Source organism: Rhodobacter sp. (genome assembly GCA_020637515.1).
In the GTDB taxonomy this organism is placed as follows: Bacteria; Pseudomonadota; Alphaproteobacteria; order Rhodobacterales; family Rhodobacteraceae; genus Pararhodobacter.
In genome coordinates, this window is the sequence record JACKKG010000001.1 from 2560841 (window position 1) to 2580976 (window position 20136).

Below are 20136 nucleotides of genomic sequence, written 5' to 3' on the forward strand. Positions count from 1 at the left end.
CCGTGTCGTGGCGGCGACGCGGGTCCGCGCCGCCTCCCCGCCCATTCCCTCCCGCATTGAGGTCTGCCATGTCTCCGCTTCAAATCTCGCAAGGCTCGTCCAAGCATTCGGCCTATGAACTTCGCGATCCCCACGCCGAGGTGATCGAAAGCCACACGCTGGCGGTCATCGTCGATAACGAACCGGGCGTTCTGGCGCGGGTGATCGGGCTGTTCTCGGGGCGCGGTTACAACATCGAAAGCCTGACCGTGGCCGAGACCGACCACCAGGGCCATCGCTCGCGCATCACCATCGTCACCACGGGCACGCCGCAGGTGATCGAACAGATCAAGGCCCAGCTCGGCCGCATGGTGCCCGTGCACGAGGTCCACGACCTGACCGTCGAAGGCCACGCGGTCGAGCGTGAGCTTGCCCTTCTCAAGGTCGCCGGCAAGGGCGAGTCGCGGATCGAGGCCCTGCGCCTGGCCGAGATCTTCCGCGCCAATGTCGTCGATTCGACGCTGCAAAGCTTCGTCTTCGAAATGACCGGCGCGCCCTCCAAGATCGACGCCTTCGCCGAGTTGATGCGCCCCCTGGGACTGACCGAGATCGCCCGCACCGGCGTCGCGGCGCTTGCAAGGGGCGTCTGACCCCTGCGCCGCGCCCTGCCCTATGTGACCGGTGCGGCGCTGGCGGCGGCGTTGGTGCTGACCGGCGTGGCCGCCTGGCAGACCGTGCGGATCGCGCAGCGAACGCCCCCTGGCACGCCGACCACCGCGCGGGTGCTGGCGCGCAGCTTTCGCCCCCCCGCGCCGGGGATGCTGGCCGAAAGCCGCGTGCAGGTGCTGGTCGATCTGCCCGGGCGCGGCCCTGTCACGCTGGAGGTCGCGCACCCGCCGGCCTCTCTTTGTGCGGTCCATGACGGCGCGATCCTTGCCATGGCGCTGACCGAGGGCGACCCGCCGACGCTGGCCTGCATGCCGCAGATCCCCTTGCAACGCCGCCGCGCGACACTGGTCGCCCTGGTGCTGGCGCTTGGCGTCGCGGCGCTGTCGTCCCTGGCATTCCGCATCCTGAGGCCGCGATGACCCTTCCGCCCCTGACCCGACTGGCGGGCCACGACGTGCTGTTCGTCATGGCGGCCCCGGCCGAATTCGGCCCCCATCTGCAAGCCCGCATCACGCCCCTGATTACCGGGATCGGCCCGATCGAGGCCGCGATCGGCACCGCGCGCGCGCTGGCGCGCCTGGCCCATGGCGGGACGCTGCCCGATCTCGTGGTGTCGCTGGGATCGGCGGGATCGGCGCGGCTGGATCACTGCGGTCTCTACCAGGCCAGCCACGTCGCCTGGCGCGACATCGACGCCTCGGCGTTGGGGTTCGAGCGGGGCACCACGCCGCTTCTGGACCTGCCCGCCGTGCTGCCCCTGCCCTTGCGTCTGCCCGGCATCCCCGAGGCCACCCTGTCCACCGGCGCGACCGTCGTTTCGGGCCCCGCCTACGCGACGATCGCCCAGGACATGGTGGACATGGAAACCTTTGCCGTGCTGCGCGCCTGCATGGGCGTGGACCGGCCGCTGATGGCGCTGCGCGGCATCTCGGACGGGCACGCCGAGCTGACGGGCCTGCACGACTGGACGGCCTATCTGCACATCATCGACGAGAAGCTGGCCCAGGCCGTGGACACGCTGACCGACGCGCTGGCGGCGGGATTGCTGGCCTAGCAGTCCTGCCCCGCCGCCCACCCCGAGGACCAGGCCCACTGAAAGTTGTAACCCCCGAGCCAGCCGGTGACGTCCACCACCTCGCCCACGAAGTATAGCCCCGGCACGGTGCGCGCCTGCATCGTGCGCGCGTCCAGCGCGGCGGTATCGACGCCGCCCAGCGTCACCTCGGCGGTGCGCCAGCCCTCGGTTCCGGCAGGCACCAGCCGCCAGCGGTGCAGCGCGTCGCCCAGCCGCTGCAAACCCGCCCTGGATTGTTCGGCCAGTTTGCCGCTCAGGCCCGCGCGCTCGACCACGGCGCGGGCCAGTTTCTCGGGTAGATCGAGGGCATTCGCCAGGTCCTGGCGCCCCCGCGCGTCGCGCGCCTGCGCGGCTTCGGCGGCGATGTCGCGCCCGCGCGCCAGATCGACGCGGATCGCCTGCCCTTCGCGCCAGTAGCTGGAAATTTGCAGGATCGACGGCCCCGACAGGCCCCGGTGGGTGAACAGCAACCCCTCGTCAAAGGCGATTTTGGCGCCGTCCAGCCCCACCCGCGCCTGCACCGTCACCCCGGCCAGCGGTCGCATCGCGTCGAGCTGTCCGTCGGTGAAGGTCAGCGGCACCAGCCCCGGGCGCGGTTCCACCAGCGGCAGGCCAAAGTCCTGCGCCACCTGATAGCCAAAGCCGCTGGCCCCCATCCTGGGAATCGACTTGCCCCCCGTTGCGACCACCACCGAGGCCGCTTTCAGACGGCCCTGGCCGGTCTCGACCGTGAAGCCGGGGTGCACGCGATCGACCCGCACCCCCAGCCGCAACACGCCACCGGCCTCGGCCAGGTCGCGCAGCAGCAGGTCCACGATCTGCCGGGCCGAGCCGTCACAAAACAGCTGGCCCAGCGTCTTTTCGTGCCAGGCAATTCCGGCGCGGTTCACCCGGGCGATGAAATCGTTCTGCGTGAACCGCCTGAGCGCGGACAGCGCGAAACGCGGATTGGCCGACAGGAAACGCTCGGGCGCGATGTCGCGATTGGTGAAGTTGCACCGCCCGCCCCCCGAGATGCGGATCTTTTCACCGGCCGCGCGGGCGTGGTCCAGCACCAGCACGCGTCGGCCCCGGCGTGCCGCTTCGATCGCGGCCATGAGCCCCGCCGCGCCCGCGCCCAGCACGATCACATCCCAGTCCATCGCCGCCTCCACCGCTGCGCGCCGGGTCTACACCCTGTCACGCCCGCCGGAAAGCACCGCCTTCGCGCGGTGGTCGCCGCTGAGCCGCCAATGATGCAGCACCGGCACCAGACCCGGCGTGACGGGGCCAGCGCGTGGCACCTGGGTCAGCGTGACGCCGGCCGGTGCCTCGGCGCGCAACAGGGCTTCGCCAAGATCGAAATGCGTATGCGCGCGCGCCCGGCACCACCCGCGCCAGCCGCGCGCCTTCGGGGCGATCCGGTGCAGCGGGGTCTCACGACAGCCGAGGACGCGCGCGGCGTAGAGCGGATGAAACGGGGGACTCACTTGATGGGCAAAGGCGCCCCCGGCGTGGTGCGCCAGCCGTTCCAGCCAGTGGCGGGTCACATCCGCATAGAGCTGGGCAAACGGTTGATGCGCGCGAAGCGGCCCCGAGGAGCGCGCCGGAAATGCCGGCCGTCAGGGGAAAACCGGTGGGTTCAAACACCCGGGAATCGGGCCACGCCCCCCGCTTGCAAGCAAGTGCGCCGTGGCCCGCGCGCAACCGGGGATCGCGAGGAACTTTTTTCCAACTCCCCCCTTGCAGTGCCCAAGTCACTTGGGTAAACACCGCCGCAGTTGGGGCGTGGCCAAGTGGTAAGGCATCGGTTTTTGGTACCGTGTACCGTAGGTTCGAATCCTACCGCCCCAGCCATCTCAAGTTCAGCAGGAAAAACAGACGCTTGGGACAGGGTCCGCGCGTCGGGCCGCGTGGTTTCCGGGTCTCGTTCGGGGCGCATGAAAACGGCGAGGGTTGCCCCTCGCCCCGGATGTGTCGCCCTGGCGCGGCCGGTCAATCCGGCACGCGCACCTCGGGCATGGCGGCCAGAAGGCTGCGCGCATAGTCGCTTTCGGGCGCGTCGAATACGCGCTGCGTCTCACCCTGTTCCTTGATCTCGCCGCGATAGATCAGCGCCACGCGGTCGCAGACATAGCGGATCACGCCCAGGTCGTGACTGATGAAGAAATAGGTCAGCCCCAGCCGCTGTTGCAGGTCGATCAGCAGGTTCAGGACCTGCGCCTGCACCGACACGTCCAGCGCCGAGGTCGGCTCGTCCAGCAGCACCAGCGCGGGTCCGGGCGCCAGCGCGCGGGCGATGCAGATGCGCTGGCGCTGTCCGCCCGAGAATTCGTGCGGATGCCGGTAGAGGTGCTGCGGCCCCAGGCCCACCAGATCCAGCAGTTCCGCCGCCTTTTCGGTGCGCTGGCGACGATCCAGGCCCAGGGTCCGGCGGTGGATCAGCATGGGTTCGGTGACGATGTCGTGCACCGACATGCGCGGATTGAGCGAGGCATAGGGGTCCTGGAACACGATCTGCACCCGCGCCCTGAGCGCGCGCAGCGCGGCGGGGCTGAGGGTCGCCATGTCCTGCCCTTCGAACAGGATGCGGCCCGAGGTGGGCGTGTCCAGACGCAGGATCTGGCGCGTCAACGTGGTCTTGCCGGACCCGCTTTCCCCCACCAACCCGAAGCTTTCGCCCCGGCGCACCGACAGGCTGACCTCGTGCAGCGCGCGCACCCCGGCGGTTGTGCCGAACATGCCCCGGCGCGCCGGAAACAGGCGCGAGACGCCCTCGATCTCAAGCATGGCGGGTCTCCTCGACGACGGGACAGGCGACGCGGTGCCCCGGCGCGCGCTCGTGCACCGCGGGGTCGGACGCGCAGGACGGCCGCGCCAGCGCGCAGCGCGGGGCAAAGCGGCAGCCCGCGGGCGGATGGACCAGGTTGGGAACCGCGCCCGCCAGCCCCTGCAAGGCGCCGCGGGCCACGTCGCGGGAGGGAATGGCCCGCATCAGCGCCTGGGTATAGGGATGCGCCGGATCGCCCAGAACGGCGCGGATCGGCCCCTGTTCGACGATGCTGCCCGCATACATCACCGCGACATGGGTGCAGGTTTGTGCCACCACGCCCAGGTTGTGGGTGATCAGCACCACGCCCATGTCATGCGCGGCGACCATCTGTTTCAGCAGCGTCAGGATCTGCGCCTGCACCGACACGTCCAGCGCCGTCGTCGGCTCGTCGGCGATCAGCAGATCCGGCCGCCCGATCAGCGCCATGGCGATCAGCACGCGCTGCCGCATCCCGCCCGAGAACTGGTGCGGATAGTCATCGAGCCGCGATTCGGCGGCCGGGATACCGACCTCGGTCAGCATCGCGATGGCCAGTTTGCGCGCCGCGGCGTGACGGGCGCGGCGGCCGGCCCCGGCGGTCAGGTTCAGAATGGCGGGGTCGTGGCGGGCGGCGGCCAGGGCCACGTCGATCAGTTGCGTGCCGATGCGGAACGCGGGGTTCAGGTTGGTCGTCGGGTCCTGAAAGATCATCCCCACGCGACGCCCGCGCAGCCCGCGCATCCGGCGCTCGTCGAGGGTCAGCACATCGGTGCCGTTCAGCAGGATCTGGCCGCCCGTGTATTCGGCCGGCGGGGATCGCAGCAGCCGCGAGACCGACAGCCCCGTCACCGACTTGCCGCAGCCGGTCTCGCCGACCAGGCCCCAGATCTCGCCCTTGTTCACCCTGAGCGACACCCCTGCCAGGACGCGGGCCGCGCCCTCGAAGGAATGCATCGACAGGTTGAGGTCGCGAATGTCCAGCAACGCCGTCATCTCAACGCCTCGCACGCGGGTCGAGCACGTCGCGCAGACCGTCGCCCAACAGGTTGAAACCGAACACGGCCAGGAACATCGCCATGCCGGGGAACACCGCGGTCCACCAGAAATCGGGCATGTAGCCGCGCGCGATGGACAGCAGCGTGCCCCATTCCGGCGTCGGGGGGCGGACGCCGATGCCAATGAACCCCAGCGCCGCGACGGTGAGGATCGCGAACCCCATGTCGAGCGACATCTTCACGATCACCGGCGAGACGATGTTGGGCAGGATATGCCGAAACAGCACGCGCGCCGGGCTGGCGCCGATCGCGCGGGCGGCGGCGACATAGACCTCCTCGCGCGCTTGCAGCACCTCGCCGCGCACCAGGCGCGCATAGCCCGGCCACCAGGCCAGCGCGATGGCGACGATCATGTTGACGAACCCCGGCCCCAGCGCGGCGGCGACCGCCATCGCCAGGATCAGGCTGGGGATCGTCAGCATGAGGTCGGAGAACCGCATCAGCACGTCGTCGATCCAGCCGCCATTGAAGCCCGCAAGCGCGCCGACGATCACCCCCAGAACGGTGCCGACAAAGACCACCGCAAAGCCCGCGGCCACCGACACCGGCGTGCCCGCCATGACCAGCGACAGCACGTCCTGCCCCAGTTCGTTGGTGCCGAACGGATGCGCGAGCGACGGCGGGGCGAAACGGTGCGCGGTATCGACGCCGCCCATCACGTGCTCGGGGTATGGCGCCAGCAGCCCGCCGAACAGCGTGAAGAACAGCACGATCGCCACCATGGTCGCACCGACCACCGACAGGCGGCTTTGGCGAAAGCGATAGAGCGCGCGGTGAAGGGCCTCGGCCCGGGCGCTGCGGCGGGTGTCCTGGACGGCCTCGGTCATTGGTAGCGGACCTTCGGGTTGATGACGCCGTAAAGCACGTCGATGACGATATTGGCAGAGATGAACAGCGCGCCGATCACCAGCGCCACGCTGACCACCGGCATGAAGTCCTGCGCGACGATTGCCTGCGTGGCGTAGAGCCCGATTCCCGGCCAGTCAAAGACCGTTTCCACCAGCACCGTGCCTCCCAGAAGCCAGCCGAAATACAAACCGATCACCGTCAGGGACGAGGAAATCGCGTTTCTCAGGACGTATTTGAACACGATCAACCGGGGCGACAGACCCAGCGCGCGGGCGGTGGTGACATAGTCCTGGTGCATCACCTCGATGGTCGAGGCGCGCATCATCCTGAGGATCGTCGCCAGGGGCGACAGCGACATGGCGATGGCAGGCATGGCCAGGTAGCGGGCGGCCGTCAAGAACCCCTCCCAGTCGCCCTGGATCAGCGCATCCACGGTGTAGAACCCGGTGACCGTGTGCGGCGGGTCGAAGATGATCGGAAACCGCCCGCCCAGCGGCAACCACATCAGCCACATGGCAAAGCACAGTTGCAGCAGCAGACCCAGGAAGAAGCGCGGCATCGAGATCGCCGCCACGCTCAGGATGTTGGACAGGTAGTCGGGCCAGCGGTTGCGCCAGACGGCGGCCATCAGCCCGGCGGGAATGCCGACGACGATCGCCAGCAGCAGCGCCGCCAGCACCAGTTCCAGCGTCGCCGGCAAATAGGTCGCCAGATCCTGCGCCACTGGCCGGCGGGTGAAGATCGAGGTGCCGAAATCCCCGTGCAACAGGCCGCCCAGATAGGTTGCGTATTGCACCCAGAGCGGTTGATCCAGGCCGAACTCCTGCGCCAGCGCGGCGATCTCGGCCCGGGTCGCGTTGGGACCGGCGGCCAGCGCCACGGGGTCGCCCGGCAGCACGCGGGCAATCACGAACATGATGACCGTGAGGCCGAAGAGCACCGGCAGAACCAGCAGGATCCGCCTGAGGATGAACCGCAGCATCGTGTCGGGGCCTCGTCTTGCAGGAAAAAGACCGGGCGCGGGGGAGCGCCGCGCCCGGACCGGACAGGGTTACAGCGACAGCGGCCAGGCCTCGATCGCGTTCGAGGCAACGGGCGTGAAGTGGAAGCCCTGCACGGTGTCGCGCATCCCCAGGCGCCGCTTTTCGAGGACGCCGAAGATATCCGGGCAATCCGCGACCAGCAGGTCCTGAAGCTGATAGTAGATCTCGACCCGGCGGACGGGGTCGATCTCGGTGCGGCCGGCCTCGATCAGGCGGTCGGCTTCGGGGTTGTGGTAGACCGCGTTCTGCCAGCCGCCATTGCGCGACGAATGATAGGCGGCATAGGCGATGTTGTCGGGATCGCCGTAGTTCGCGGTCTGGTAGACCGGGAACAGGTCGGGGAAGGTTTCCGGCGATTGGCAGGCGGCCACCATGTCCGGCCAGTTCATCGGCGTGATGTCCAGCTGGATGTTCAGGGCCTGCAGGCTGTCCAGCAGGATCAGCGCCCAGCGGCGTTGCTGCTCAAGGCCGTTCACATGCACCATGCGCAGCGTGATCCCGCCCTCTGGCGTGGCGGTCATCGCCAGATGTTCGCGCGCCAGGTCCAGGTTCTGGCGATAGACGGCCAGGTCGGGGTTGTGACCCAGGATGCCGGTGGGCAGCGGTCCGACCATCAGTTCGGCATAGCCCGAGGCTTCGAGCATGGCCTGATAGTTCATCGCATAGGCCACGGCCTTGCGCATGTTGATGTCGGCCATCGGCCCGTGTTCGGTGTTCATCTTGATCGAGAAGGTGCGGTATTCCGGTTCGATCACGCGCACCACGCCGGGGGCGTTTTCCAGCGCGTCCATGTCCTCGCTGGTCAGGTCCACGGCGATATGCACCTCGCCGCGTTGCAACATCAGCCGCTGGGTCGAGGTTTCGCGCACGATCTGCCAGATCACGCCATCCAGGTTGCCGCCGTTCGCCTGCCAGGCGGTCTCGGCCCGTTGCAGGTGATAGAGCGCGCCGGCCTCGGTCCGGCGGACGGTGAACGGACCCGAGCCCGCGACGTTCGCCTGAAGCCAGGCGGCACTGTCGTCGCTGCCGGCGTTCGCTTCGGCCTGGGCCTTCGAGACGATGAAGATCCACGGAATGACCTGCAGGAAGGCCGCAAAGGGGCTGGCCAGTTCGAAGCGCACGGTCCGGGCGTCGGGGGCGGTGATCGCGTCGGGATCGACGATGCCGCGGATCATCCAGCTGTTGCCCCGCGCCAGCCTGAGCGCCCGCTGATACGAGAAGATCACGTCCTCGGCGGTGACCGGCGAACCGTCGTGGAACACCGCGTCGGGGTTCAGCGCAAAGGTATAGGTCTTGCCGTCGCCGCTGACCTCCCAGCTTTGTGCCAGGGCCGGAACGGGCTCTGGCGGGTTGCCGGCGACGCGGACCAGCGGGTCATAGGTGTTGCGCAGGAAGAAGCTGGCGGAATAGCCGGTCGCGGTGTGCGGATCGAAGTTCGGGATATCCTGCCCCGAGGCAATCACCAGGATGTTGCGGCCCGACTGGGCGAACATCTCTTTCGGAAAGGTCGCGGCGGCCAGGCCGGCGCCCGACAGCGCCAGGAAGCTCCGGCGCGAGAGGGTTTTCAGGTCGATCGTGGACATTCGGGTCTCCATGTTGGGTAAGACCGGCCGGGTCGGCACCGGCCGGGATCGGGTGGTCGGGTCTCAGGCCGTTGCCGCCATTTCTGGTGGGGCGGTCAGGGCCGAAGGATGGAAACGGCGGACATAATCGCGGGTGACATAGCCCAGCCGAAGGTCGCGCTGCACCAGCGCGACATCGCGTTCGGACGGATCGCCATACCCGGCGCCCCCGCCCAGCATCAGTTCGACCCGCTCGCCGGGGGTGTGCAGTTCGACCAGCTTGCCGGTGCCGCAATCCTCGATCAGCGTGTCGTCGCAGGCCAGCACCTTGCCGCTGGCCATGCCGCCGTGTTGCCCGCCGAACAGGCCCGGGATCGGGTTGTTCACCCCCTCGGGGAACACGGACGCCAGGGTCATGCGGCCGTCGGCGACCAGTTTGCGGAACACCACGCGCTGGCCCAGCCCGCCCCGGTGACGCCCCGCGCCCCCGGTATCGGCCACCAGCGCCTTTTCCTCGACCAGGATCGGCGCGCGGCTTTCCATCAGTTCGATCGACGTGTTCGCCGCCGAGGTCGGCCACAGCAGCGCGGAATGCCCGTCCCCGCGTTCGGACCCGCCCTGCCCGCCACCGCAAAACAGCATGTCGGAATAGAACGCCCCGTCGGCATCCTGGCCATAGACGGTCGAGGCGACGGCCAGTCCGGTGAAGGCCTGCACGTCGCCGGGACGGGCCTCGGCCAGCGCCTGGAAGATGTTGGGCGCCAGATACCAGCCGGTGCGGGTGCGGATGTTGACCGAGGCCGGGTAGGTGCAGTTCAGGATCGAGCCTTCGGGCGCCTTCACGGTGAACGGACGGTAGCAGCCGGCGTTGCCGCGCACCTTGGGGGTCAACATGCACTTCAACGGATAGGTCGCATGGGCGGCGGTATAGTTCAGCGTCGAATTGAGCCCGCCTTGCGCCAGTTGAGGCGGCGCGCCGTCGAAATCGATCTCCATCGCGTCGCCCTGGACCCGGATCGCCACCGGATAGGTCATCAACGTGCCCAGCGGGTTGTTGGTGATCGTGCCGGTATAGGTGCCGTCGGGAATGGCGCGCACGGCGTCGCGCATCGCGCCCTCGGACAGGTCCTGAACCACCTGCGCCAGCGCGCCCAGATCCTCCATCCCGTATTCGCCCATGAACGCTTCCAGCCGTTCCGCGCCGATCACGTTCGCGGTGACGAAGGACTGGATGTCGCCGATCACCTGCGCGCCGTTGCGGACGTTCTGCGCGATCATCCGCAACAGCGTCTCGTTCGGCACGCCCGCGTCATACAGTTTCATCGGCGGGATCTGCAGGCCTTCCTCGTAGATCTCGCGCGCCTTCAGCGAATCCTTGGTGCCGCCGATGTCGGACACATGGCCAACCGTCCCCATCAACCCGACCAGCCGGCCGTTGCGGAAGGCGGGCGTGACGATGGCGATATCGAAGAGGTGCCCGGCGCACAGCCAGGGATCGTTGGTCAACAGCACGTCGCCCGGTTTCAGCGTCTCGGCCGGGTAGCGTTCGAGCAGCGCCTTGACCGCGCGCGGCAAGGTCAGGTTGAAGACCGGCATCGCGCGGGGCGAATGGGCCAGTGTCTCGCCGGTGGGGTCCAGCAATTCGCAGGCGAAATCCTGCGCCTCGGAGATGACCAGCGAAAAGGCGGTGCGGCACACGGTCTGCCACATTTCCTCGACCACGTTGACCAGCCGGCTCCACATGATCTCGAGCCCGATGGGATCGGCCTGGATGACGCGAACGGCATCGTCGCGGCTCATGCCGGCGGTGATGCGGGTCTCGGCCTCCTGGGTGGCGGCGACCTCGATGCAGAGGTTCTGCGCGTCATCCACCCGAACCCGGTCGCGCGGGCCGACGATGGTGGTGGATTCGCGTTCCTCGACAATGGCCGGGCCGTCGAAACGGTCGCCTGGCACCAGCGCGTAACGGTCATAGACCGTGGCGTCAAAGGCACCGTCCCCGAACCAGGCGCGGCGGTGGCCCTTGACGCGCCCCTCGACCCCGGCACCGCCAACGGCGCCCTTGACCGAGATCGCCGGCTGCGGACCGACGCAGCGCAGCCGGAACGTCACGGCCTCGATCCGCGCGCCCTCGAAGACCTTGGTGTAGCGCGCCTCATAGGCCTTGGCAAAGGCCTCGCGGATCGCGGGCAGGCTTTCGGCCGCCACCGGCCCCGCCGGCAGCGGAACCGAGATGTCGTGCATCTGCCCCACAAGCCGCATGTCGGCGTGAACCTCGATCGTGATGTCGGACGCCTTGACCCCGGCGGCCGTCAGATGGCCCCGGCCCTCGACCTCGAGGTCCTGCAACAGCGCGTTCAGGGGCGCGGCGTCGAAATCGTCGGACAGTTCGACCCGGTGCGAGCGCACGCCCTCGAAGCTGAGCGGCGCCACCAGGAACCCGAGCGCCGAGGCCGCGCCCGAGGCCGGCGGAATGATGACCTCGGCCACGCCCATCGCGCGGGCGACGTTGACCGCGTGCGCGGGCCCGGCGCCGCCAAAGGCCACCATCGCGTAGTGGCGCGGGTCCTTGCCCTTTTCGATCAGGTGCACCCGGGCCGAGGCCGCCATGTTCTCGGCCACGACCTTGTGGATGCCGAGCGCGGCCTCCTCGATCGTCAGGCCCAGCGGGGTCGCCACCCGGGCCACCGCGCGGCGCGCCGCGTCCAGGTCCAGCGTCATGCGCCCGCCCAGGAAAAAGCCGGGGTCGTAATAGCCCAGCACCAGGTTGGCGTCGGTCACGGTGGGTTGCAGCCCGCCCAGCCCGTAGCAGGCCGGGCCCGGGTCCGAGGCCGCCGAATGCGGCCCGACCTTGAGCAGCCCGACCTCGTCCAGCGCCGCGATCGAGCCCCCGCCCGCGCCGATCTCGATCATGTCGATGACCGGCGCCTTGATCGGCAGGCCCGAGCCCTTGGTGAAGCGATGGACGCGCGCGGCCTCCATCATCGGCGCGATCTCGGCGCGGTTGTCCTCGATCATGCAAGCCTTGGCCGTGGTGCCCCCCATGTCGAAGGAAATCACGTCCGCCCGCCCGGCCAGATCGCCGAACAGCGCGGTCGCCAGCCCGCCCCCCGCCGGACCCGATTCCAGCAGACGGATCGGCAGTTCGCGCGCCGTCGCCAACGAGACCAGCCCGCCGGCCGAATGCATCAGCCTGAGCGCACCGCCAAAACCGCGCGCGCGCAGGTCAGCCTCGAGCCGTTTCAGATAACGGTCCATCAGCGGCTGCACATAGGCGTTGGCGCAGGTCGTCACGGTGCGCTGATATTCGCCCATCTCGGCGACCACGTCGGACGAGATCGACACCGACACCCCCGGAACCGCGGCGCGGATCAGCGCGGCCGCGCGGCGTTCGTGGGCGGGGTTGGCATAGGAATGCAGAAACGCGACCGCGATCGCCTCGCAGCCCTGCGCGGCCAGCGACCTGGCGGCGGCGGTGACGCCGGCCTCGTCCAGGGGGGTCAGCACCGCGCCCTCGGCGGTCAGGCGTTCGGACACCTCGATGCGCCGGTCGCGCGGCGCCAGCGGATCGGGGAATTCCACGAACAGGTCATAGATGTCGTAGCGTTGCTCGGTCCCCATCTCAAGGATGTCGCGGAACCCCCGGGTGGTGATCAGGCCCAGTTTCGCGCCCTTGCGCTCGATCACGGCATTGGTGACCAGCGTCGTGCCGTGCACCATGTCGCCCACGTCGGACAGCGCGATGCCGCGCAGCGCGACCAGTTCCTGAAGCCCGATCAAGGCCGCCTCGGCGGGATCGTGCGGCGTGGTCAGGCGCTTGTGCAGGGTCACCGCGCCTTCGACCGCGTCATAGAGAATGAAGTCGGTGAACGTGCCGCCAATGTCGAACCCGACCCGCCACCGCGCCGCACTGCTTGCTTCGTTCATGTCCGTGTCTCACCTTTTCCTGGGTGTCCTGCCGCCCAGGACGCCGGTCACTTCGGCCGCTCCGTCCAGCAACAGGGTTTCGATGGTTGTCCGGTCCTCGGCCGAGGCCAGGGCCGCCGGGTAGACGATGCACAGCGCGACCGCCTCGCCGGTTTCCGCATCTTCGACGGCGACGGACAGGGCATCGACACCGCGCGTCGATTCCTGGCCCGAAAAGGCCACGCCCGTGCGCCGCACCTCGGTCAGCCGTTCGAACAGCTCGTCCAGGGTCTGCGGCGACAGGTCCGAGGGCGGCACAATCCCGTCCGGGAACATCGCCCGCACCTCGGCATCCGATTTCAGCGCCAGCAAGGCCCGCCCGGTGCCGCTGCCATGCGCCGTCAGGCGGCGGCCGATGTTCGACACGACGCGCAGCGCATGGGTGCCCGGATGGTCGGTCACGGCGGCGATCTCGGTGCCGATCAGCTTGCTGACATAGCCGGTGTGCCCGGTCTGGGCGCTGATCCGTGCCACCACCTCGGCCGCGCGTTCGACCAGACTGGAGGACCGGCGGTAACTGATCGCCGCGTCGAGCACCAGCACGCCCGGCCGGTAGCGTTTGGTCTTGCCGATGGTTTCCAGCATCCCCGCGTCGCGCATCGCCCTGAGCAGACGCGAGGCGTTGCTCTTGGGGATACCCAGCCGTTCGACCGTGTCCATCACCGTCAATTCGGTGCAATCGGCACCAAAGCAGCGCAGGACATTGGCGGCGGAGTTGAGTATCGACATCTCTTGCCTAAAGTTGCAAAATATGGAACCATGGTCCCGCTATATGCGACTATGAACAATCCGGGGTCGCGCTGTCAACGGGTCGCGCACGCGGTCACCCGGGCGCGCCGGCCGATCGCAAAATTCTGCACTGAAAATGAACGATAAATCCCGGCCGCGCCGACAACCGCGCCACCGGGTGAACAGGCCCGCTGCGCCCTTGCGGTCGGGCGAATCACTGGCCGCGCGGCGGGCGGGCCCCCGGCGCGGCCGACCGCCGAAGGGCGCAACCGCGGCCGGTGTGCGGCGGTGTCTCGTCTCATTGACAAAACGAAATCGTCAGCCATAGGTATCGTGCAGATCGATAGAATTTTCCGACCCGATGCGCTTCAACGGCTTCGACCTCAACCTGCTTGTCGCCTTTCGCAAGCTGCTGGAAACCGGCAGCGTGTCGGAATCCGCGCGCCAGCTCGACATGTCGCAATCGGCGGTCTCGGGCGCGTTGCAGCGGTTGCGCAACCAGTTCGGTGACGAACTGTTCGTGCCCTCGGGTCACCGCATGGTGCCGACCGCGCGCGCCCTCGACCTGGCCGAATCCGCCGCGCGCCTTCTGGCCGAGGCCGAGGCGATGACCCTGGGCGCCGGACCCTTCGATCCGGCGACCAGCGCGCGCCGCATCGTCGTCAGCGCCGCCGACCATTTGACCGACCTGCTGTTCGCCCCGATGATGCGCGCCGTTCGCAGCCGCGCGCCGCATCTGCGGCTGGAATTGCTGCCGCTGCTGCCCGGCAACTGGGCGATGGTCGAAACCGGCGAGGCCGATGTCCAGATCATGCCGCAGGAATTCCTGACGCCCGAGCAATCGAACCGCCTGTTGCTGCAAGATCGCTACGCGCTGCTCTATGATCCCGCCGAGGGCGCGCCCGCGCCGGGGCGACCGGTGGTGGCGGCGCGGCTGGGGGCGCCCCGGCGGCACCGCGGCGGGCTGGGACACCACAGTGCCGCGCGTCTGCTCGACCGGGCCGAAATCGTCGTGACCCAGTTCACCCAGGTGCCCGACCTGATCGAGGGCAGCGCCCGCGTGGCGGTGGTGCCCGAACTCTACGCCCGCCTTCTGTGCCGCCGTCGTCCGCTGGCCGTCGCCCCCCTGCCCGACGCGCCGGCGATCCACGTGCACGCCCAGTTCAACCGCGCCCGCCAGTCCGATGCCGGGCTGTCGTGGTTTCTGGACCGCCTGGCGGAAACCGCCGCCACCCTGACCTGAACGCCCGCCGGAGGACCCGATGGCCAAAGCCAAGAACATTCTGTTCATCATGTGCGACCAACTGCGCTGGGACTATCTGTCCTGCTATGGCCACCCGCATCTGAAGACGCCGCATATCGACCGGCTCGCGGCGATGGGGGTGCGGTTCACCAACGCGCGCATCCAGTCGCCGCTGTGCGGCCCGTCCCGGATGAGCTGTTACACCGGCCGCTACGTGCATTCGCACGGGGCGACCTGGAACAATGTGCCGCTCAAGGTCGGCGAGATGACCATGGGCGACCACCTCAGGGCCCTGGGGATGGAGACCTGGCTGGTCGGCAAGACGCATATGGCCGCCGACGCCGAGGGGATGAAGCGTCTGGGGCTCGAACCCGATTCGGTGATCGGCGCGCGGCTGTCGGAATGCGGCTTCGACGTCTGGGAACGCGACGACGGCCTGCGTGGCGAGGGGCCGGCCGGCTTCTACGATCCGCGCGGCGCCCTGGCCTATAACGACTATCTGCGCACCAAGGGCTATGTCTCGGACAACCCCTGGCACGATTTCGCCAACTCGGGGCTGGATGACGACGGCAACGTGCTGTCGGGCTGGTTCCTGAGCAATTCGGACCAGGAAGCGAACATCGCCGAGGAAGACAGCGAAACCCCCTACATGACCCGGCGCGGCATGGCGTTCATCGATTCGCGCGGCGATCAGCCCTGGCTGTGCCACCTGTCGCTGATCAAGCCGCACTGGCCCTATGTCGTGCCCGCGCCCTATCACGCGATGTATGGCCCGCAGGATTTCCTGCCCGTGGTCCGCACCCAGGCCGAACGCGAAACCGACCACCCGGTGCTGGGCGCCTTCATGAACGCGCCCGTGGCCAATGCCTTTGCCCGCGACGACATCCGCGACAAGGTCCTGCGCGCCTACATGGGCCTCATCAAGCAGATCGACGACCAGATGGGCAGGCTGTTCCAGCATCTGGAAGACACCGGCCGGATGCAGGACACGATGATCGTGTTGACCTCGGATCACGGGGATTATCTGGGCGACCACTGGCTGGGCGAAAAGATGTTCTTCCACGACACCTCGGTGAAGGTGCCGCTGATCGTCTACGACCCCTCGTCCGAGGCCGACGCCACCCGCGGCACCACCTGCGACGCGCTGATCGAACAGATCGACCTGCTGCCGACCTTTGTCGAGGTCGCCGGCGGCAAGGCGCAGGACCTGGACCACATCCTCGAGGGGCACTCGCTGCGCCCGATCCTGAACGGCACCGCGCGCGCAACCACGCGCAAGGCGGCGATCTGCGAATACGACTGGTCGATGAGCCCCGCCGCCGGCCGGATGAACCTGCATCCCGACGAGGCGCGCATGTTCATGGTCGCCGACGACCGCTGGAAGATGATCCATTTCGAGAACGGCGCGCGGCCGGTGCTGTTCGATCTGGTCGAGGACCCGCAGGAACTGGTCGATCTGGGCGCCTCCGAGGGCCACGCCGAGGTGATCGAGGGGCTCTACGAACACCTTTTCGCCTGGGCGCGGCGCCAGTCGCAACGGCAGACGCGCTCGAACGGGGCGATCATGGCCGCGCGCGGCGAATCGCAGGGCAAGGGCATCTTCATCGGCATCGTGGACGAATCCGCCGCGCCCGCCGAACAGAGCGCCTTTTACACCGGGCGCAAGGCGGCCGACCATCGCCCGCGCGGCTGAGCGGGGCAAAGGATCGCGACGGTTCCACCCCGGGCGCGCGCCGCTTTTTTCGGCGCGCGCCGGACTTTTGTGCCTGTTTTTCGGGCAATTCCCTGCCCGCGGCCCGGCGACGTTGCCCGATCTCTTACCATTGCCGCCCGCGTGGGATCGTCTAAACTCGGCGCACGGGGGTGAGCGAGTATGAGCATATTCTTCAACGAAATGATGACCGGCGGCGCGGTTCGCCCACCGTATGCGCAGTTGCAGGACTGGGTCAGCCAGATGCCCGCCGACTTGCGCAACCTCAAGCAGGCCGAGGCCGAGGCCCTGTTCCGGCGCATCGGCATCACCTTTGCCGTCTATGGCGAGGGAGGCGATCCCGACCGGCTGATCCCCTTCGACATGTTCCCCCGCGTGTTCAGCGCGCAGGAATGGTTCCGGCTGGAACGCGGCATCAAGCAACGCGCCCGCGCCCTGAACGCCTTTCTGGCCGATGTCTACGACCGGGGCGAGATCGTCCGCGCGGGCCGCATCCCTGCCCGGCTGGTCTATCTGAACGAGGCCTATGAAAAGGCCGTCGCCGGCATCCGCCCGTCCAAGGGGGTCTATTCGCATATCGTCGGCATCGACCTGGTGCGCACCGGGCCTGACGAGTTCTATGTGCTCGAGGACAACTGCCGCACGCCCTCGGGTGTCAGCTACATGCTGGAAAACCGCGAGATCATGATGCGGATGTTCCCCGACCTGTTCCGCCAGAACCGCATCCAGCCGGTCGAGGCCTATCCCGAACTCCTGCGCCGCACGCTGGCCTCGGTCGCGCCCGAGGGCTGCGCCGGCGATCCGACGATCGCGATCCTGACCCCGGGGCACTACAATTCGGCCTATTACGAGCACAGCTTCCTGGCCGACATGATGGGCGTCGAACTGGTCGAGGGGCAGGACCTGTTCGTCGAGGGCAAGCACGTCTGGATGCGCACCACCCAGGGACCGAAACAGGTTGACGTGATTTACCGGCGTATCGACGACGCCTTTCTGGACCCGCTCTGCTTTCGACCCGATTCGATGCTGGGCGTGCCGGGTCTGATGGACGTCTACCGCTCGGGCGGGGTGTCGATCTGTTCGGCCCCCGGGGCGGGCGTCGCGGATGACAAGGCCGTCTACACCTATGTCCCCGAGATGGTGCGCTTCTATCTGGGCGAGGAGCCGATCTTGCAGAACGTGCCCACCTGGCAATGCGCCAAGGCCGATGACCTAAGCCATGTGCTGGACAACCTCGCGGACCTGGTGGTCAAGGAGGTCCACGGCTCGGGGGGATACGGGATGCTGGTGGGGCCGAAATCGACGCGCGAGCAGATCGAGGCGTTCCGCGCCAAGATCGTCGCCGACCCTGACAACTACATCGCCCAGCCGACCCTGGCGCTGTCCACCGTGCCGTCCTTTGTCGAGGAAGGCGTGGCGCCGCGGCATGTGGACCTGCGCCCCTATTGCCTGGTGGGCGAACGCATCGAACTGGTGCCCGGCGGGCTGACCCGGGTGGCGCTGCGCGAGGGCTCGCTGGTGGTGAATTCAAGCCAGGGCGGCGGCGTCAAGGACACCTGGGTGCTGGCGGAATGAGGGGCGCCCGAGGGTCAGCGCGGCGCCGGTGGCAGGCGCCGGGGGTTTCGCACCCCCGGACCCCCGCGGCGTATTTCCGACAAGATGATGGGGCGCGGCGTGCGAGGGGGGCGATATCATGCTGAGCAGAACCGCGGACAACCTGTATTGGCTGGCGCGCTACATGGAGCGCGCGGAAACCGTGGCGCGGCTTCTGGAAGTGGGCGAGCGGATGGCGCTGCTGCCCAATTCGGAACAGGGCTACCGCAACGAATGGGAGGCGCTGCTGCACGCCGGCGGCATGGCCGACACCTTTGCGCGCAAATACGGCGACCCGGTGCAGCGCAACATCGAGAGCCATCTGTTCTACGACACCGAGAACCCCTCGTCCGTGGCCTCGTGCATCGGGCGGGCGCGCGAGAACGGGCGCATCGTGCGCACCGCGCTGACGACGCAGGTCTGGGACGCGCTGAACACCGCCTTTCAAGAGCTGCGCGCCTTGCAGCGTGCGCCGCGACGCGACGGGTCGCTGGACCAGCTCACGGAATGGACCCGGCGGCACACGGCGATGGTGCGCGGCGCCATCGACGCCACCTTGCTGCGCAACGACGGCTGGGATTTCCTGAACCTCGGGTATTATCTGGAACGCGCGGACGCGACGGCGCGGCTGCTGGACGTGAAATACTATGTCCTGCTGCCGCACGTCGATTTCGTCGGGTCGGGGCTGGACAATTACCAGTGGCGGATGCTGTTGCGCGCGATGGGCCTGCACCGTGCCTTTCACTGGGCCGAGGGCGGCGAGATCAGCGCGACCAAGATCGCCAACTTCCTGATCCTGAACGACAAGACCCCGCGCGGGTTGATCACCTGCGTGGACGGGATCAGCCACCATCTGGACCGGCTGCGGCAAGCCTATGGGGTCTCGACCCCGGCGCAGGCCGCGGGGCGCGCCCTGCTGGCCGGGATGTCGGGCATCACCGTGGCCGAAATCTTCGACGAGGGGCTGCACGAGTTCCTCACCCGGTTCATCCGCGAGGCGGGCGAGGTCGGCCAGCAGATTCATGACAGCTATCTCAGCGGGGACATGCGATGAGGCTGACTGTCGATCACGTCACCAGCTATCTTTACGAGCAACCGGTGCGGCTGGTGGTGCAAAGCCACCGGCTGACGCCCACCCTGTGCCGCAACCAGAGCGTTCTGGACTGGACGGTCACGGTCAGCGACGGGCTCGAGGGCGGCGCGTTCCGTGACGGCGCCGGCGACTGGGTGCAGGGCTGGACGGTGCGCGGGCCGGTCAGTCGCATCGACGTCACCGTGCGCGGCACGGTCGAGACGCACGACCGTTCGGGCATCCTGCGCGGCAACCGCGAGGGGATCCCCGTCACCGCCTGGCTGGACGAGACCGCGCCCACCCGTCCCGATACGGTGCTGCGCGAGATGGCGGCGGCGGGCGACGGGGCCGACGCGCTGGCGCTGGCGCACGACCTGTCGGCGCGCGTCGCGGCGGCGATCGCCTATCGGCCCGGCGCCACCCATGCCCACACCACCGCCGCCGAGGCCCTCGCGCTGGGCGAAGGCGTCTGCCAGGACCACGCGCACGCGCTGATCGCGCTGGCGCGTCTGCGGGATCTGCCGGCGCGCTATGTCTCGGGCTACCTGTTCGCCGATGCCGAGGGCACCGCGCACGAGGCCGCCCACGCCTGGGCCGAGATCTGGATCGACACGCTCGGCTGGGTCGGTTTCGACCCCGCGAACCGCTGCTGTCCGGATGAACGCTACATCCGGCTGGGCTGCGGCGCCGATGCCAGGGCGGCGGCACCGATCCGCGGCATCGCCCGCGGCGGGGCACGCGAAGTGATGGAAATCGCCGTTGCGGTCGCCGCGGCGCAGCAGTAGTCTGCGCGGCTGCC

17 protein-coding genes and 1 tRNA gene are annotated in these 20136 nt (G+C 68.5%); 9 read left to right on the forward strand and 9 right to left on the reverse strand.

Annotated elements, in window-relative coordinates:
- Positions 1-68: 68 nt before the first annotated feature.
- From ilvN to H6900_12590, 3 genes are read left to right on the forward strand one after another with little or no spacing between them, the layout of a single operon-like run.
- Positions 69-629 carry an acetolactate synthase small subunit gene (ilvN, locus tag H6900_12580; GenBank protein ID MCC0074114.1) on the forward strand — a complete coding sequence of 187 codons (561 nt, stop codon included), beginning with the start codon at positions 69-71 and terminating at the stop codon, positions 627-629.
- Positions 630-653: 24 nt separating this feature from the next.
- The gene (locus tag H6900_12585; protein ID MCC0074115.1) at positions 654-1067 is read left to right on the forward strand and encodes a hypothetical protein; all 414 of its coding nucleotides are present in this window, start codon (positions 654-656) and stop codon (positions 1065-1067) included.
- Positions 1064-1702 (forward strand): 5'-methylthioadenosine/S-adenosylhomocysteine nucleosidase, encoded by a 639-nt coding sequence (locus tag H6900_12590; protein ID MCC0074116.1) that lies wholly within the window; start codon positions 1064-1066, stop codon positions 1700-1702. The genes H6900_12585 and H6900_12590 overlap by 4 nt, the downstream gene beginning before the upstream one ends.
- Here H6900_12590 and H6900_12595 read toward each other — a convergent pair.
- Both H6900_12595 and H6900_12600 read right to left on the reverse strand, forming a co-directional pair.
- Positions 1699-2865, reverse strand: a complete 1167-nt coding sequence (locus H6900_12595; GenBank protein MCC0074117.1) for an NAD(P)/FAD-dependent oxidoreductase — start codon at positions 2863-2865, stop codon at positions 1699-1701. The two genes, H6900_12590 and H6900_12595, sit on opposite strands and share 4 nt — an antisense overlap.
- Before the next feature lie 27 nt (positions 2866-2892).
- Positions 2893-3252, reverse strand: a complete 360-nt coding sequence (locus H6900_12600) for a hypothetical protein (GenBank protein MCC0074118.1) — start codon at positions 3250-3252, stop codon at positions 2893-2895.
- 232 nt (positions 3253-3484) lie between these two features.
- Here H6900_12600 and H6900_12605 point away from each other — a divergent pair.
- Positions 3485-3559 (forward strand) — tRNA-Gln (locus H6900_12605).
- Positions 3560-3697: 138 nt separating this feature from the next.
- Here the strand turns inward: H6900_12605 and H6900_12610 are convergent.
- From H6900_12610 to H6900_12640, 7 genes are all read right to left on the reverse strand, one after another.
- Positions 3698-4492 carry an ABC transporter ATP-binding protein gene (locus H6900_12610; GenBank protein ID MCC0074119.1) on the reverse strand — a complete coding sequence of 265 codons (795 nt, stop codon included), beginning with the start codon at positions 4490-4492 and terminating at the stop codon, positions 3698-3700.
- Positions 4485-5507 carry an ABC transporter ATP-binding protein gene (locus H6900_12615; protein ID MCC0074120.1) on the reverse strand — a complete coding sequence of 341 codons (1023 nt, stop codon included), beginning with the start codon at positions 5505-5507 and terminating at the stop codon, positions 4485-4487. Before H6900_12615 ends, H6900_12610 begins: the two co-directional genes overlap by 8 nt.
- Before the next feature lies 1 nt (position 5508).
- A complete protein-coding gene (locus tag H6900_12620) occupies positions 5509-6396 on the reverse strand; it encodes an ABC transporter permease (GenBank protein ID MCC0074121.1) in 888 nt (295 codons plus the stop codon).
- Entirely contained in the window at positions 6393-7400 is a 1008-nt protein-coding gene (locus tag H6900_12625; protein ID MCC0074122.1) for an ABC transporter permease, read from the reverse strand. The genes H6900_12620 and H6900_12625 overlap by 4 nt, the downstream gene beginning before the upstream one ends.
- A gap of 69 nt (positions 7401-7469) precedes the next feature.
- A complete protein-coding gene (locus H6900_12630) occupies positions 7470-9044 on the reverse strand; it encodes an ABC transporter substrate-binding protein (protein MCC0074123.1) in 1575 nt (524 codons plus the stop codon).
- Between the two features lie 63 nt (positions 9045-9107).
- Positions 9108-12950 (reverse strand): hydantoinase B/oxoprolinase family protein, encoded by a 3843-nt coding sequence (locus H6900_12635; protein MCC0074124.1) that lies wholly within the window; start codon positions 12948-12950, stop codon positions 9108-9110.
- 9 nt (positions 12951-12959) lie between these two features.
- Entirely contained in the window at positions 12960-13718 is a 759-nt protein-coding gene (locus H6900_12640; GenBank protein ID MCC0074125.1) for an IclR family transcriptional regulator, read from the reverse strand.
- Between the two features lie 361 nt (positions 13719-14079).
- Here H6900_12640 and H6900_12645 point away from each other — a divergent pair, with 361 nt between their 5' ends.
- From H6900_12645 to H6900_12665, 5 genes are all read left to right on the forward strand, one after another.
- Positions 14080-14961: a LysR family transcriptional regulator gene (locus tag H6900_12645; protein MCC0074126.1), complete on the forward strand. Its 882-nt coding sequence runs from the start codon at positions 14080-14082 to the stop codon at positions 14959-14961.
- 19 nt (positions 14962-14980) lie between these two features.
- Positions 14981-16654 carry a sulfatase-like hydrolase/transferase gene (locus H6900_12650; GenBank protein ID MCC0074127.1) on the forward strand — a complete coding sequence of 558 codons (1674 nt, stop codon included), beginning with the start codon at positions 14981-14983 and terminating at the stop codon, positions 16652-16654.
- Between the two features lie 180 nt (positions 16655-16834).
- Positions 16835-18247, forward strand: coding sequence for a circularly permuted type 2 ATP-grasp protein (locus H6900_12655; GenBank protein MCC0074128.1), 1413 nt, complete (start codon positions 16835-16837; stop codon positions 18245-18247).
- A 118-nt stretch (positions 18248-18365) separates the two neighbouring features.
- Positions 18366-19319 carry an alpha-E domain-containing protein gene (locus tag H6900_12660; protein MCC0074129.1) on the forward strand — a complete coding sequence of 318 codons (954 nt, stop codon included), beginning with the start codon at positions 18366-18368 and terminating at the stop codon, positions 19317-19319.
- Positions 19316-20122 carry a transglutaminase family protein gene (locus H6900_12665; GenBank protein ID MCC0074130.1) on the forward strand — a complete coding sequence of 269 codons (807 nt, stop codon included), beginning with the start codon at positions 19316-19318 and terminating at the stop codon, positions 20120-20122. Before H6900_12660 ends, H6900_12665 begins: the two co-directional genes overlap by 4 nt.
- The last annotated feature ends 14 nt before the right edge of the window (positions 20123-20136 follow it).